The organism is Streptosporangiales bacterium (genome assembly GCA_009379825.1).
GTDB lineage: Bacteria > Actinomycetota > Actinomycetes > Streptosporangiales > WHST01 > WHST01.
Window position 1 is genome coordinate 1 of sequence record WHTA01000102.1, and the last position, 15,038, is coordinate 15,038.

Here is a 15,038-nt window from a genome sequence, read left to right on the forward strand (position 1 = left end):
CGGTCCCGCTCGTCGTGCTCGCACCCGTCCCGCCGGTGGCGAGCTGGCCCTACCTGGGGACGTCGGTCGTACTGCACGTGGTCTACAACCTGTTGCTGATGAAGGCGTACCGGCTCGCTGAGTTCGGCCAGGTCTACCCGCTCGCGCGCGGTACGTCGCCGTTGCTCGTCACCGTGCTCGCGGCGGTGTTCGTCGGTGAGGTGCCGCCGGTGGCCGAGCTGGTCGGGGTGGTCGTCGTGTCGGTCGGGCTCGGCAGCCTGGTGTTCCTCGGCGGCCGGCCGGGACGGCGGGAGCTGCCTGCGGTGCTTGCGGCGCCCGCGACCGGCCTGGCGATCGCGACGTACAGCACGGTGGACGGCATCGGCGTACGGACGGCCGGCAGCGCGCTCGGCTACACCGGTTGGCTGGTGCTGCTCGAATGCGTCGCCATCCCCGTGATCGCGTTCGGCATGCGCGGCCGGAAGCTCGTCGGCCAGCTCCGGCCGCGGCTGTGGCACGGGCTGTGCGGCGGTGCCTTGAGCCTGCTCGCGTACGGGCTGGTGCTGTGGGCGCAGACCCAGGGGCCGCTCGCACCCATCGCGGCGCTGCGCGAAACGAGCATCATCGTCGGCGCGATCATCGGCACCGTGGTCTTCCGCGAGCGGTTCGGCCACCCGCGGATCGCCGCCACCGTCGTGGTGTTCCTCGGGATCGCCGTGCTGAACCTCAGCTGACGTCCGCCTGCACCGCGAATACGCGGTACCCCTTGGCGCTCGACAGCCGTACGCACGAGTACCCCTGTTCGGTCAGCCAACGCTGCAGCGAGTCGGCGCCGAGGTTGCGTTGTACGACGAGGTGCGCCGTACCTGTGGGCGTCAGCCGCGTCAGCCATGCGGTCAGCAGGTCGTGCAGGGCCGTCTTGCCGACGCGGATCGGCGGGTTCGAGTAGATGGCGTCGAACCGTACGTCGACCGGCGGCTGCCCGGCGTGTACGTTCGGCAGCCCCCAGTCGGCCGCGTTGGCGGCGGTGAGCTGCAGTGCGCGCTCGTTCGGGTCCACGGCCCAGACCTGCGCCTCGGGCGACCTGCGTCCGAGAGTGCACGCGATCGGGCCGTAGCCGCAGCCGAGGTCGAGGAGCGTGCCGGTCGCCGGTGGGTGCGGCGCGCGTTCCAGCAGTACGGCCGTGCCCGGGTCGAGCCGCCCGGCGCTGAACACGCCACGCGCCGTGCGCAGCGTGTGCTGCTGCCCGTCAAGCGTGAACCGCACCTCGCCCTCGCCGGCTTCGGACGTGGGCGACGCGCTGAAGTAGTGCTCGTCCACTCAGCGCGGCAGCCGGTGCTGGAAGCCGGCCGCCACGGCGGCGGTCAGCTCCAGGTACGCGTCCGCGGTCGGCGAGCTGAGCTGCTCGAGCACGAACTCGGCGCCGGCCTCCAGGTGCGGGTCGAACGGGATGCGCACCAACGCGCGGCAGCGGGCGCTGAAGTGCTGCTCCAGCCGGCTCAGGTCCACCGCCTTGTTCTGCGGCCGTACGGCCGACATCACGACGACGCCGGTACGCACCAGGTCGCCGTAGTCGTGCGCGTCCAGCCAGTCCAGGGTAGCGCTCGCGGACCGTGCGCCGTCGACCGAGGCCGAGCTCACCAGCACGATCTGGTCGGCCATGCCGAGCACGCCCCGCATGGCGGAGTGCAGCAACCCGGTGCCGCAGTCGGTCAGGCAGATCGAGTAGTAGTGCTCGAGCACGTCGGCGACGACGCGGTAGTCGTCCTCGCTGAACGCCTCCGAGATGGCCGGGTCGGGGTCCGACGCGAGGACCTCGAGCCGGCTGGCCGCCTGCGAGGTGTACTGCCGTACGTCCGAGTAGCGCTGCACGGAACTGTTGTTGGACAGCAGGTCGCGGACGTTCGCGCGGGTCTCCAGGCGCACCTTCTCGCTCAGCGTCCCGCGGTCGGGGTTGGCGTCCACGGCGATGATCCGGTCGCCGCGCAGCGTGGCCAGCGTCGAGCCAAGCCCGACGGTGGTGGTCGTCTTGCCGACGCCGCCCTTGAGGCTCAGCACGGCGACCCGGTAGTGGCCACCGGCGACCGGCGTGCGGATGAACGTCTCCATCTGCTGCTTCTGGATTTCCTTGTTCGACTCGCCGGGGTCGATCAAGCCACCGCTGGCCTTGAAGACGGCACGCCGCCAACCGCCGGTGGGTGCGGCCTTGCGCTGTCGGAGGATCTCCTGCGGCGCGAGGTGATCCGAGGTGAGCGGGATCGGCTGCTGCGGCGGCAGCTGCTGCCACTGCGCAGCGATCGCCGGCGGCTGGCCGGGCCCTGGCAGGCCCGGTGGCGGGCCGTGCGGCGCGGGTTGCCCGGGCGGTGGCATCTCCGGGTAACCGGCCGGCGGCTGTGGTCGGCCCTGCACCGGGTAGCCGGCGGTCGGCTGGCCCTGGCCCTGCTCCTGGCCGGGCGGCGGCATCTCCGGGTAACCGGCGGGCGGCTGTGGCTGGCCCTGGCCGTGCTGCGGCGTAGGTGGCGGTTGGTACCCGTGCTGGAACTGCGACAGGTCGTACCGCGGCGACGCGTGCTGGGTCGGCGGCTCCTGCGGCTGGGCGTGCTGCGTGGGCGGCTCGGGCGGCGGTGCCTCACCCGGCCAGGCGCCCCACGGTGCGGGCTGCTCCTGGCCGCCGCCCGGCCACCCGGGCTGGTCGCCTTCGGCCGGCCGCTGCAGCGCGTCGGTGGGGTGGCTGTCCTCGTCCGGCTGCGGCTGCCAGAACGCGGCGGGCGAGTCGGAGTCCTCGAACGGCGGCGCGTCGAACGGGGACGCGGACGTGTCGAACGGTGACGCCGCCGGTGCGGCGGACGCGAACGGGTCGTCCATCGCCGGCGGCTCCGGGGCCTCGGCCGAGCCGGCGTCGGCCGGCTCGGCCTGGCCGGCGAACGAGTCGGCATTGAACGGCGCCTCGTCGGGTGGCTGGTCGAACGGGCTGCTCTGCTGCGCCGAACCCTGCTGGGGTGCGAACGGGTCGAAGCCGGGCAGCGGCGCCGGGCCGTCCTGCTGCTGGCTCGCCGTCCACGGGTTCTGCTCGGCCGTGCCCTGCCGGGGTGCGAACGGGGCGAAGCCACCGGGCTGCCAGCCCTGCTGGCCGTTGCCCTGCTGCTGCCACGGTTGCTGTGCGTCGCCGCCGGCCGGCTGCCACTGCTGCTCGCCGGCGCCGCCGTGGAAGGTGGGCGGTTCGGCGGCGAACGGGCTCGCGGGCGGCTCACCACCTGGGCCGCCGGACTCGAACTCCCACGGGGGCGGCACCTCGTGCTCCAGGTGCGCCGCGGGCCCGGCGTGCTGCCACGGCTCCCCGCCGCCGGGCGCCTCGAACTCCTGCGGCGCCCACGGGCCGGGGTCGTCGCCACCGCTGAACAGGTTGCCCTCCGGGGTGAGTGGCCGGCCGAAGGCGTCGCTCTCCAGCACCTGCGTCGAGTGGTCGGTGGTGACCTCGCCGGGCAGCGGCTGCCAGATGTTGTCGCCGGCGTCGTCGGACGAGCCCGCGCCGCCGTCGCCGAATGCGCTCTCCGCGTCGAAGACGGTGCCGTCCGGATCGTCCTGCTTGGCGAACGGATCCGACTCGTTACCGGTCATCCGGGACTCCTCCCGCTTCTCGGCGCATCGATGTCCCTGCCCCCCTCGGTCGAGCGGCACTCACCGCACATACGCACAACAAGGTCCCAGACTAAGCCCAAGGCCGGCGCCGTGGGAGCCGGCAGCCGGATGGCAGCGTAGCCCGCCGCGCGGGAGCGGCAAAACGGGCATTTCCGTGGCGTTGGCGGGTCGCCATAGGCTAGGCCGATGCGCGCGATCGTGACGACCACTCCCGGCGGCCCCGACGTCCTGCAGTGGCAGGAGGTGCCGGACCCGCAGCCCGGTGCCGGCGAGGTGCTCCTCGATGTCGCAGCGAGCGCCGTGAACCGGGCGGACATGCTCCAGCGGCAGGGCCACTACGACCCGCCGCCCGGCGTCTCCCCGTACCTCGGCCTGGAGTGCTCGGGCACCATCGCCGCGCTCGGCCCGGACGTGGACGCCTGGGAGGTCGGCGACCAGGTGTGTGCGCTGCTCGCCGGCGGCGGCTACGCGGAGCGGGTCGCGGTGCCGGCCAGCCAGCTGCTGCCCATCCCCAAGGGGATCGACCTGGTGGAGGCGGCCGGCCTGCCCGAGGTGGCCTGCACGGTGTTCTCCACCGTCTTCATGGTCGGCGGCCTGCGGGCCGGCGAGACCTTCCTCGTGCACGGCGGCGGCAGCGGCATCGGGACGTTCGCGATCCAGCTGGCGAAGGCCGCCGAGGTAGGCAAGGTCCTGTGCACGGCGGGTAGCCAGGACAAGCTCGACCGCTGCCTCACGCTCGGCGCGGACGTCGGCATCGACTACTCCAGCGAGGACTTCGTGGAGCGCGTCAAGGCGGAGACCGACGGCGCCGGCGCGGACGTGATCCTCGACATCGTCGGCGCGAAGTACCTGGCACGGAACGTCGCGGCGCTGGCGAAGAGCGGCCGGCTGGCGATCATCGGCCTGCAGGGTGGCCGCAAGGCCGAGCTCGACCTAGGTGCGCTGCTGGCGAAGCGGGCCGCGGTGATCGGTGTGACCCTGCGCGGCCGCCCGCTCGCGGAGAAGGCGGCCATCGTCGCCGGCGTGACGGAGAACGTCTGGCCGCTGGTTGAGAGCGGCCAGGTGCGCCCGGTGGTCGACCGGACGATGCCGATGGCCGAGGCCGCCGCCGCGCATGCGCTGATGGAGTCGAGCACCCATTTCGGCAAGATCCTGCTGGCCACCGAAGGCTAGGCGGGCTCCGAGGTGCGCCGCTCAGCAAGGCTGCGGCGGGGACATGGCCGCGGCGCCGGCAGCTACACTCTGCCGATGTGACTGCTCCACCTCCCGCGCCACCGCAGCCGCCTGCCCGCGGCGGGGCGCGGAAGCAGGCCTTCTGGGGGTACGGCGTCGAAGCGGCTGTGCTGCTCTTCGTGCTGGCCTTCGTCGCCGCCGTCATCGTGCCGACGTGGCTGTTCGGTGGGTTCGAGCAGCAGCCGAAGGAGCCGCTGCCGAAGGTCGAGGCGGGCAAGACGGTCGCGTACGGCGAGCTCTCCATCAAGGTGATCGGCGCGAAGCTCGTCGACAAGCACCCGACGAGCAGCTTCGACGACAAGAAGGGCATGACCTACCTGGTCCTGCAGGCCACCCTGGAGAACCGCAGCAAGGACACGGTGTTCACGTTCGACGAGCTGTTCCTGCTGGGCAAGCCGGTCTTCCCGAAGAAGCGGGAGCCGGACGACGCAGGGATGGTGCGCGACAACTCGTCCGCCGGGTCGCTGATCCCTGGCGTGCCAGAGACAATGCAGCTGATCTGGGCCATTCCCGACGAGCAGGCGGCGAAGGTCGGGAACAACCTGACCATCACCCTGCAGCGCCGGGTGTGGATGGAGAGTTTCTTCGAGGAGCGGTACAAGTGGATGTCGCCACGGCCGTGGTTGACCGTCGACGTGCCCGTGGTGCGGGAGACGTGATGGGTGGCCACGGGGACCTGCGGTGGCGCCAATGAGCATCACCACGCATCTGAGCAAGCGCTCACTGCTCACCGTGCTGCTCTGCCTCGGCATGGTCGTGCTCGTGGTCGGTATCCAGCTGGCCAAGCCGTCCAAGGCACAGAACCAGTTCGCGCCGGGGTTCAAGACCGTGGGCAGGCTCGGCGCACCCATCGAGATGCGCGAGGGCACCGTCATGTTCTCCGACCTCCGCTCGGCGAAGATGCTGAAGATGGAAGGGTTTCTGGACAAGAAGCTGGCCAGCTCGGCCACCTGGATCGTCGTGGAGTTCGAGTTCGAGCCGGTGCGGGAGAACGAGTCGCTGGACGTCTCGCTGTACAGCTCGAACAACACCAGGTACCGCGCGTCGTTGCGGCCGAGCCTCCCGGTCACCAGCTCCATCAACGGTGAGCCCGGTTTCACGCACAAGGGCATGGTCGCGTTCGAGGTGCCGAAGTCGCAGCTGGTGGACGCCCGGTTGGTGGTCGGCAACGAAGGGCTGTTCGGGGTGCCGCTGTGGGACAGCCAGGCAGTGATCCCGCTCGGCGTCGACCAGGCCCGCGCCGACGAGCTGGTCGACGACGCGCCGGCATCCATGACGATCAGTGACTGAGGAGGGCGGCTGACGGTGAGGGAGTGGCTACGCCGATCCCGCGGCTATCTCATCGCGCTGCCCATCGCGCTCGTCATCGGCTTTGGGTACGACGGGTACAACGTCTGGAAAGAAGCCGACCTCAAGGTCGACGTGGATCAGGGTGAGCAGGCGAAGATCGGCGCGGCGACCGTGCAGTTCCAGGGCGTGCAGATCAAGCAGCCGTCGAGTGACGACAGCTTCAGCATCTCCCAAGTGCCCGAGGGGGCCGTGGTCGTCGTCGCGAAGTTCCGCGGCCGGATCGACGACCGGGCCAGGGCGAAGAAGCTCAAGTTCATCAGCTGCGAGTCGAAGATCGAGGACGACGAGGGCTGGAACTGGAAGTCGGAGACGCTCAGCAAGCCGTACATCCCCGAGAGCGCGTCTACCACCTGCACCGGCAGTCGGACGAACAAGAAGTTCAAGGAGGTCAACCCGCCTGAAGGCGAGTGGTACACCTTCTACATGGGGTACTACGTGCCCAAGGAGCGCGCCCAGAAGGCCGAGCTCTACCCCACTCTGGACTTCTACAAGGACCCGCGACCGCTGCGCTTCCGCCCGGCCGGCTAGGCGTCAGTTCTTTCCGGCCAGTAGGTCACGTACGGCCGGTTCCGGTGTGGGTTCTGCCTTCGCCGCGTCCTTGGCTGCGGTGAACCTGGAGATCGCGAGGTCGAAGGTCACCGCGAGCAGGCAGACGCGCAGCGACTCGATGATCGCGTCGGTTGCCATGCTCACCAGCGGCTGCACCTCCTGCCAGAACAGGCCGCCGTTGTGCGGGCCGATCACCGTGACGACCGACTGGGTGAGCACCACGCCGCCGAGCTCGAACAGGCTGTAGAAGACGCAGAACAGCAGCAACGCCGGCACGCTCGCCGCGAGCATCAGCCGGATGGCGTGCAGCGGCGGGTAGTACTTCTCCCTGACACCGGCCGGTGGGAAGCGGCGCGCCCACCGCTTGACGACGTTCGGTGCCTTCTCCTCGTACCGTTCGACGACGCGCGCGAACCGGCGCCGGTCGACGAGGACGCGGACGTCCTCCATCTCCCGGCCGTAGCAGACGCCGCAGATGGCCAGCCACGCGATCGGCAGGATGATGCCGTTGCGCAGCGGCTCGTACGCGATGCTCAGCCAGCCGAAGTCGAGGCCGAGCACGTCGTGGAACCTGATCGGGAGGATCGGACCCAGCCCGTCGGTGAAACTCCAGAACTCGGCGAAGTTCTGCCAGGCGAGGGTGTTGCCCAGCCAGGCCAGGCCGGCCTTGAGCAGCTGCGAGATGCCGAAGACGGCGAAGAACATCCACAGCGCCTCGAACACCGCGGCGAACAGCGCGCTGACCGGGTTGAGCGTGCGCCTGGTGATGCCTTCCATCAGCTTGACGATCAGCCAGGCCACGACGGCCGCGCCCGCGAACCACAGCGTGAAGTCGGTGCGCTCCGGGCCGCTGCCGAACGGGTCCAGCTCCCAGCTCCGGTACTCGACCCGGCGGACGTCGTCCTCGAACAGCTCCCAGGAGGAGTACACGAGCAGGAACGGCAGCATCGCGAGCCCGACGGCCCGCAGGTGCGAGCGCAACCCGCGCTCGCCCGACGGTTGGAGGGACGAGACGGTCGGCAGCGCCGGCTGGACGACGTGGAACATCAGCACGAAGCCGGCGATCCAGCACAGCGCGGCCACGCTCACGGCGGAGTACGCGAAGATCGCGTTGAACCGGTTGAGGTGCGCGGCCACCTCGAGCAGCACATCGTGCAGGCCCCGGCCGAGCAGGTACCAGACGAGCAGCGGCAGCCAGTAGCGGGCGTAGAGACGGAAGGCCCGAACCGGCAGCGACAGGGGCAGGGTACTGATCTGCTTCATCGTCCTCGGAGCCTACTGGAGTCCCGGCTGCCGGAGGCATCGACGTCGCAGCTGAGCCCGGTGCTGGGGCAGGATGGGAAGGCGACGGCTACGCTCGTCGCGACGCAGACCAGCAGGAGGTAACTGTGACGATGGGTAGCGGACACCCTGGACGGCCCGGGGAGGGCGACGAGTCGGGTGGCACACCGCGCGTCATGGTGATCGGGCCGGGCGGCATGGCGATGCAGGGTGGCCAGGCCGCCGGCGACGACGGCGCCGCGACGGGCGAAGCGCTCGGCGAGATGATCGAGCAGCCGGCCAAGGTGATGCGCATCGGCAACATGATCAGGCAGCTGCTCGAGGAGGTCAGGGCGGCGCCGCTGGACGAGAAGGGCCGCGCCCGGCTGGCCGAGATCCACCGGTCGTCGATCAAGGAGCTCGAGGACGGCCTGTCCGAGGAGCTCGTCGCCGAGCTGGAGCGGCTCAGCCTGCCGTTCACCGGCGAGGAGACGCCGAGCGAGTCGGAGCTGCGGATCTCCCAGGCACAGCTGGTCGGCTGGCTGGAGGGGCTCTTCCACGGCATCCAGACGGCGCTGTTCGCCCAGCAGATGGCCGCGCGGGCGCAACTGGAGCAGATGCGGCGGGCGTTGCCTCCTGGCGCCAGCCAGCAGGATGCGCAGCAGAACATGCCCGGCGGCTCCGGCCCGTACCTCTGACCTGCTGGCGTTCAGGCGCGGGTGGTGAGTTCGTCGCCTTCGAGCAGAACATGCCCGGGGGGTTCCGGCCGGTACCTCTGACCTGCTGGCGTTCAGGCGCGGGTGGTGAGTTCGTCGCCTTCGAGCAGGACTTGGCCGGTGGCTCTGGCCGGTAGCTCTGACCTTGTGGCGTTCAGGCGGGGTGGTGAGTTCGTCGCCTGCGCAGCAGAACATGCCGGCGGCTCCGGCCCGTACCTCTGACCTGCTGGCGTTCAGGCGCAGGTGGTGAGCTCGTCGCCTTCGAGCAGAACATGCCCGGGGGGTTCCGGCCGGTACCTCTGACCTGCTGGCGTTCAGGCGCGGGTGGTGAGCTCGTCGCCTTCGAGCAGGACTTGGCCGGTGGCTCCCGCCCGTAGCTCTGACCTTCAGAGCCTCAGGCGGGGGCGGTGAGCTCGTGGCCTTCGAGTAGGTCCTGCAGGATGCGCGCGACGCCCTCGGCGTCGTTGGCGGGTGCCCGGTCTGGTACGGCCGCGAGCACCGCCGGGTGGGCGTTGGCCATCGCGTATCCGCGGCCGGCCCAGGCGAGCATCGGCAGGTCGTTCGGCATGTCGCCGAACGCCACCACCTCGGCCGCGTCGATGCCGCGGTCGGCGCACAGCTCGGCCAGGGCGGTCGCCTTCGTCACGCCGGGGACGCTCATCTCGACCAGGCCGGTGCCGATCCCCGAGTGGGTGCAGGTCGCCTGCCCGTCCAGCGTCGCGGAGAGCTCGGCGAGCAGGTCGTCGGAGTCCATCACCCGGTACTTGACCAGCAGCTTCACCGCCGGACGCGCGGCGAGCTCGGCGACCGTCTCGACCGGCACGTGCGGCTCGATCGGCTCGTACCTGCGCTGCGCGGCGAACTCCCAGCCGTAGTCGACGGCGAACGCCGCGTCCGGCATTCGGGCGGACACCGAGTGCACGATCTCCGCCACCTGCGCGGACGTGAACATGGCCGCCCTGCGCACCTCACGCCGGTGCAGGTCGACGAGCAGCGCGCCGTTCGAGCAGACCGCCAGGCCGGCGCCGGCCACGTGCTCCAGCAGGTCGGGCATCCACCGCGGCGGCCGACCGGTGGCAAACACCACGTCGATGCCGGCCGCGCGCAGCGTGTGCAGGGTCGCGCGGGTCTGCGGCGAGACGGTGCCGTCGGAGCGGAGCAACGTACCGTCGAGGTCGGTGGCTACCAGGCGGGGTGAGGACGGCACGGCACCCACCCTATCCAGCGGGCCGCCTGGCGATGGCTAGCTCACCGGGACTCCCCGCGTCCGCTACCCGTCCGGTCGAGCGTGCCACGGGCTTCGCCCGCACTACGGGTCTCCCGCCACCTCTGGACGTTTTCGGTGTGCCCCTGGGGTACCTGCGCGGGTACGCACTCCCCCTGCGTCAACCAGTCGGTCGCGCGGCCATGGCTCGGCCCCACCCGGAGCTCCTCGCCGACCTGGCGGTGCAGCTGGTCGAGGTGGGTCTGCAGGTCCGTGGGGCCCGAAGGCGCGGTGAGCTCGAAGTTGTCCCGCTTCATGGCCCCGCCGAGGAACGGGGCGATGCGGCGCGCGGCCGTCTCGAGGTTCTGGTCGGTCAGGCCCGACTTGAGCGTCTTCTCCCACCGCTCCGCCGCGGAGATCAGATGGTGCTCGTGCTGCTCGAACCTGCCCATGCTGAGGTCCTCGGGGCGACCGGTGATCAGCCGACCCCCGGTCTCCGTCCGCGTGTTCTGGAACGTGGCGGTCTCGGCGTTCAAGCCCCAGCGCTCGCTGACCAGGCGGCGGGCCGCGTCGTCGAGGCCGCCATCCGGTACCGGGTCGCCGGGAAGGGCCCGCTCTGGCAACGGCTGGACGATCGTGTGGACGCCCCACTGTCGGATTCCGGGGCCATCGGCCCCGGTGTCGACCAATGCGGAGACCCCGTAGAGGTGTGCACCTGTCTTGCCGCCCACGAACTGCTGCAGGCGGTTGGGTTGGTAGCTCAGGCCGAACGGGGGAAGGATGACCGCCGGCCGCGCCCAGAGATCCACATCCTGGCAACCTAGCAACGGTGGTGCCCGCGTAGGGGCGGTCGTCGGGGGCGGTCAGTCCTCGGCGAGCAGGCGTTTCGCCAGGGCGGTGTGGGTGACGAGCGAGGTCCCGATGCCGGCCCGGCGGGTGACGCGTACGGCGTCCGCCTTCTGGTCGCCGTAGGCGATGGCGACCACCCGGTCGGTGGTGCGCAGTTCGTCGGGGCTGACGCCGATCACCCGGTCGCGCAGCCCTGGCTCGAGCGGCTGCCCGTCGGCGGCCAGCACGATCCCGCAGGTCTCCGCGACCGCGCCGGCGTCGCGCAGCGCAGCTCGCTCGTCCTCGGTCAGCGCGTCGTAGACGGTGGACAGCTCCGGTTCCCACGCGCCGATGGACACCACCGCCACGGACAGCCGCGGGTAGTGCGCGAGGGCCTCGGCGATGCCAGGCTCGCCGCGCAGCGCCGCGGCAGTGTCGGCGTCCGGGACGAGCAGCGGCGCGTAGAACGTCACGGCGGAGCCGTGCGCCGCGTCCGCCAGCCGCCGGGTGATGTCCACGCTGCTGGCATCCACGTCTGTACGGGGCAGCGCACCGCACAGCTGCACTGCGACGCACTGCGGCAGCCTGCCCAGCTGGGTGGTCAGTTCGTGCAGCGCGCGCCCCCAGGCGAGACCGACGACGTCACCGGGTTCCGTCAGCTCACCGAGGTGGTCCGCGGCGACCCTCGCGACCTCCCTGCGGATGGCGGCGAGGTCGTCGTCGTGCACGTCGGCGACGATGGCGTGCGCGAGCCCGAGCCGGCTCCGTACGGCCTCGGAGAGGTCGGTGTCGATCTCCGCCGGGCGACCGATCTCGATCCGCACCAGGCCCTCGGCCTGCGCCCGTTCGAGCAGCCGGGCGACCTTGAACCTGCTCAGCCCGAACTCGTCGGCGATCTGCACCTTGGTCCGCTGGTCCAGGTGGAAGCGGCGGGCGACGGTGGTCAGCTGGACGAGCTCCGCCGGGCCGAGTCGTCCGGTCGGTCGCTGCGTGCTCATCGTCCTCCTGTGCCGTCGACTCTTGACAGTAGCGGCTGCGTCACGTTCTACTCATCTAACTCGTTCGAGCGAGGATACGCTCATATGAGCATAACGCGAGGAGGCGAGATGCGGGCAGCGGTGATCCGCGAGCCGGGCACGATCGAGGTCACCGACGTAGTCGACCCCACGCCGGGTGCCGGTGACGTCGTCGTCCGGGTCGGCGCGTGCGGCATCTGCGGCACCGACCTGCACATCGCGGACGGCGAGTTCCCGCCCACCCCGTACCCGATCGTTCCCGGCCACGAGTTCGCCGGCGAGGTCGTCGCGGTCGGTGCGGCCGTCGCGAACGCGCGCGTCGGCAACCGGGTGGCCGTCGACCCGTCGCTGTTCTGCGGCCGGTGCGCCGAGTGCCGCCGGGGCCGCGGCAACCTCTGCGAGAACTGGGGCGCCACCGGCGACACCGTCGACGGGGCGTTCGCCGAGTACGTGTCGGTGCCCGCGCACACCGTGTACGCCCTGCCCGACGAGCTCGGCTGGGCCGAAGCAGCGCTCGTCGAGCCGGTGTCGTGCGCGGTGCACGGCATCCAGCGGCTGGGTGTCGAGGTCGGCGACCGGGTGCTCGTGGTCGGCGCCGGCACCATGGGGCTGCTCATCCAGCAGCTCGCGATCCGCGCCGGCGGTGTGGTCAGCGTCGTCGACCGCAACACCGCGAAGCTGCCGATGGCCACCGAGCTGGCTGCCCACGCGACGGCCGCCTCGGTCGAGGAGCTGGACGCGCCGCCGTTCGACGTGGCGGTGGACGCGACCGGCGCGCCGCCGGCAATCGAGGCCGCGTTCGACGCGCTGCGCCGTGGCGGCCGGTTGCAGATCTTCGGCGTCGCGGCCGCGGAGGCCAGGGTCAACCTGTCGCCGTTCCGTATCTACAACGACGAGATCACCATCGTCGGTTCGATGGCCGTGCTCAACAGCTACGGCAAGGCGCTCGACCTGGTCGCGTCCGGCGCGGTGCAGGTCGCTCCGTTGGTCAGCGCGACGTTGCCGCTGTCGCAGTTCCCCGAGGCGCTGCAACGGGTGCGCGACGGCGCGGGGTTCAAAGTGCAGATCGATCCATCGGCCGGGTAGCACTACGCTAGGAGGGGCAGGCAATGGTGCGGAGCACCCTCAGATCGATCGTCGCGCTGGTTGCGATGCTCGGCGTCCTCACCAGTTGCGCGGGTGCCGGCGCGCTCGGCGGTGCCGGTGACAGTACACAGCTCACCATCGCGATCGTGTCCAACCCGCAGATGGAGGACGCGATCGCGCTGTCGAAGCAGTTCACCGCGGAGCACCCCGACATAAAACTGAACTTCGTGTCGCTGCCGGAGAACGAGGCACGCGCAAAGATCACCACGTCCGTCTCCACCGGCGGCGGCGAGTACGACGTCGCGATGATCAGCAACTACGAGACGAAGATGTGGGCCGAGAACAAGTGGCTCGCCAACCTGCAGCCGTTCATGGAGGCCGAGGAGGCTACGACTCGGGCGACTTCATCCCGTCGATCCGCGACGCCGTGTCGTACCAGGGCGACATGTACTCCGCGCCGTTCTACGGCGAGTCGTCGTTCCTCGCGTACCGCAAAGACCTGTTCGCCAAGGCCGGCGTGACGATGCCGGCGAAGCCCACCTGGCACGACGTCGCGCGGCTAGCGAAGAAGCTCAACGACCCGAAGAACGGTGTCGCGGGCATCTGCCTGCGCGGCATCCCGGGCTGGGGCGAGCTGCTCGCGCCGCTCAACACGGTCATCAACACGTTCGGCGGCCGCTGGTTCGACGAGAACTGGAACGCGCAGCTCGACTCCCCCGAGGTGAAGGAGGCCGTGCAGTTCTACGTCGACACCGTGCGGGAGAGCGGCCAGGCGGGTGTGGCGGCGAGCAACTTCGGTGACTGCCTCAACAGGTACAGCCAGGGCCAGGCGGCGATGTGGTACGACGCCACGTCGATGGTGAGCACCATCGAGGATCCCGAGGCCAGCAAGGTCGCGGGGAAGACCGGCTACGCGCCCGCTCCGGTGGAGCGCACCGACGCCGCCGGCTGGTTGTACACCTGGTCGCTCGGCATCCCGAAGACCACGCCGAACAAGCAGGCCGCGTGGGACTTCATCTCCTGGATGACGAACAAGGAGTACATAAGGACCGTCGGCGAGGAGCTCGGCTGGGCACGGGTGCCACCGGGCAGCAGGCAGTCCACGTACGAGATCCCACAGGTCGAGAAGGCCGCGAAGGCGTACGCGCAGCCGACGTTGCGCGCCCTGCAGGGGGCCGACGAGCGGAAGCCGACCGTCCAGCAGGTGCCGTACGAGGGCATCTAGTTCCTGCGGATCCCCGAGTTCCAGGATCTCGGCACCAGGACGAGTCAGCAGATCTCCGCCGCCATCGCAGGGAACAGCACCGTCGACGAGGCGCTGGGGCAAGCACAGGGATACGCGGAGAGCGTTGGCGAGAGCTATCGAGAGTAGGCAGAGATGACTACCGTGACGGCCGATGTGGTGACGCCGCAGGTGGTGCGCGAGACCGAGCGCAAGGACGGCTGGCTACGACGCGCGCCGCTGCTGCCCGCACTGATCTTCGCGATCCTCGTCACGCAGCTGCCTTTCCTCGCCACCATCTACTACTCCACCCAGTCGTGGAACCTGGTACGCCCGGGGTCGAGGCAGTTCGTCGGGTTGTCGAACTACGCGGCCGTCTTCGCCGACCGCACGTTCCGGGCCGCTGCGTTGAACTCGATCGCCATCACGGTCGGCTGCGTGCTGGCGGCGATGCTGTTCGGCATCGTGCTCGCCCTACTGCTCGACCGGCCGTTCCGTGGTCGCAGCGTGGTGCGTACGTTGCTGATCACGCCGTTCCTCGTGATGCCGGTGGCGACGGCGTTGCTGTGGAAGACGTCGATGTTCGACCCGATTTTCGGCGTGGTGAACTTCGTGCTCAGCCCGTTCGGTGTGCAGGAGTTCTCCTGGGCGACGGAGAGCCCGCTGCTTTCTGTGATCGTCGCGTTGGTCTGGCAGTGGACGCCGTTCATGATGTTGCTGATCCTCGCCGGCCTGCAGAGCCAGTCCGGTGAAGTGTTGGAAGCCGCGGCCGTCGACGGGGCGAGCAGGTGGCAGACTTTCGTCACGATCACGCTGCCCTACCTTTCTGGTGTGCCTCCGGTCGTCCGGAATGATCGGGGTGTGCAGGCAGGGCCGGTATGGCTTTCATGCTGGCTGCCCTCGATGGCTCTGGTGGCTTGGCCGCTGGCCCCGCCACCTTGTTCCGACCGCTGATA

At 70.3% G+C, this 15,038-nt stretch carries 14 protein-coding genes and 1 pseudogene; 9 read left to right on the forward strand and 6 right to left on the reverse strand.

All coding sequences use genetic code 11. The features are described 5' to 3' along the window. The coding region (locus GEV07_28095; GenBank protein ID MQA06415.1) for an EamA family transporter at positions 1–713 on the forward strand (713 nt) is incomplete at its 5' end. Here the strand turns inward: GEV07_28095 and GEV07_28100 are convergent. Together GEV07_28100 and GEV07_28105 are read right to left on the reverse strand one after the other, a co-directional pair. Continuing rightward, on the reverse strand, positions 706–1,299 hold the full coding sequence (locus GEV07_28100; protein ID MQA06416.1) for a methyltransferase: 594 nt from the start codon (positions 1,297–1,299) through the stop codon (positions 706–708). The two genes, GEV07_28095 and GEV07_28100, sit on opposite strands and share 8 nt — an antisense overlap. Beyond that, positions 1,300–2,844 carry an AAA family ATPase gene (locus tag GEV07_28105; GenBank protein ID MQA06417.1) on the reverse strand — a complete coding sequence of 515 codons (1,545 nt, stop codon included), beginning with the start codon at positions 2,842–2,844 and terminating at the stop codon, positions 1,300–1,302. Between the two features lie 960 nt (positions 2,845–3,804). On the opposite strand from GEV07_28105, the gene GEV07_28110 reads away from it, so the two are divergent. The 4 genes from GEV07_28110 (at position 3,805) to GEV07_28125 (ending at position 6,729) form a co-directional block, all read left to right on the forward strand. Then, positions 3,805–4,791, forward strand: a complete 987-nt coding sequence (locus GEV07_28110; protein MQA06418.1) for a zinc-binding dehydrogenase — start codon at positions 3,805–3,807, stop codon at positions 4,789–4,791. 77 nt (positions 4,792–4,868) lie between these two features. Continuing rightward, the gene (locus GEV07_28115; protein ID MQA06419.1) at positions 4,869–5,510 is read left to right on the forward strand and encodes a hypothetical protein; all 642 of its coding nucleotides are present in this window, start codon (positions 4,869–4,871) and stop codon (positions 5,508–5,510) included. Positions 5,511–5,541: 31 nt separating this feature from the next. After that, a complete protein-coding gene (locus GEV07_28120) occupies positions 5,542–6,141 on the forward strand; it encodes a hypothetical protein (protein MQA06420.1) in 600 nt (199 codons plus the stop codon). A gap of 15 nt (positions 6,142–6,156) precedes the next feature. After that, positions 6,157–6,729 carry a hypothetical protein gene (locus GEV07_28125; protein MQA06421.1) on the forward strand — a complete coding sequence of 191 codons (573 nt, stop codon included), beginning with the start codon at positions 6,157–6,159 and terminating at the stop codon, positions 6,727–6,729. Positions 6,730–6,732: 3 nt separating this feature from the next. On the opposite strand, the gene GEV07_28130 is transcribed toward GEV07_28125, so the two are convergent. Continuing rightward, positions 6,733–8,013, reverse strand: coding sequence for a hypothetical protein (locus GEV07_28130; GenBank protein ID MQA06422.1), 1,281 nt, complete (start codon positions 8,011–8,013; stop codon positions 6,733–6,735). Positions 8,014–8,144: 131 nt separating this feature from the next. Here GEV07_28130 and GEV07_28135 point away from each other — a divergent pair, with 131 nt between their 5' ends. Beyond that, positions 8,145–8,708 carry a DUF2587 domain-containing protein gene (locus tag GEV07_28135; GenBank protein MQA06423.1) on the forward strand — a complete coding sequence of 188 codons (564 nt, stop codon included), beginning with the start codon at positions 8,145–8,147 and terminating at the stop codon, positions 8,706–8,708. Between the two features lie 412 nt (positions 8,709–9,120). Here GEV07_28135 and GEV07_28140 read toward each other — a convergent pair whose 3' ends face one another. From GEV07_28140 to GEV07_28150, 3 genes are read right to left on the reverse strand one after another with little or no spacing between them, the layout of a single operon-like run. Further along, positions 9,121–9,933, reverse strand: coding sequence for an HAD-IIB family hydrolase (locus tag GEV07_28140; protein ID MQA06424.1), 813 nt, complete (start codon positions 9,931–9,933; stop codon positions 9,121–9,123). A 41-nt stretch (positions 9,934–9,974) separates the two neighbouring features. Beyond that, a complete protein-coding gene (locus GEV07_28145; protein ID MQA06425.1) occupies positions 9,975–10,739 on the reverse strand; it encodes a hypothetical protein in 765 nt (254 codons plus the stop codon). Positions 10,740–10,793: 54 nt separating this feature from the next. Continuing rightward, positions 10,794–11,756: a transcriptional regulator gene (locus GEV07_28150; protein MQA06426.1), complete on the reverse strand. Its 963-nt coding sequence runs from the start codon at positions 11,754–11,756 to the stop codon at positions 10,794–10,796. Between the two features lie 108 nt (positions 11,757–11,864). On the opposite strand from GEV07_28150, the gene GEV07_28155 reads away from it, so the two are divergent. The 3 genes and pseudogenes from GEV07_28155 to GEV07_28165 all read left to right on the forward strand — a co-directional run bounded on the left by GEV07_28155 (position 11,865) and on the right by GEV07_28165 (position 15,036). Then, on the forward strand, positions 11,865–12,860 hold the full coding sequence (locus GEV07_28155; protein ID MQA06427.1) for an alcohol dehydrogenase catalytic domain-containing protein: 996 nt from the start codon (positions 11,865–11,867) through the stop codon (positions 12,858–12,860). A 23-nt stretch (positions 12,861–12,883) separates the two neighbouring features. After that, positions 12,884–14,232: pseudogene (locus GEV07_28160) on the forward strand (extracellular solute-binding protein). Positions 14,233–14,238: 6 nt separating this feature from the next. Further along, a complete protein-coding gene (locus GEV07_28165; protein ID MQA06428.1) occupies positions 14,239–15,036 on the forward strand; it encodes an ABC transporter permease subunit in 798 nt (265 codons plus the stop codon). The last annotated feature ends 2 nt before the right edge of the window (positions 15,037–15,038 follow it).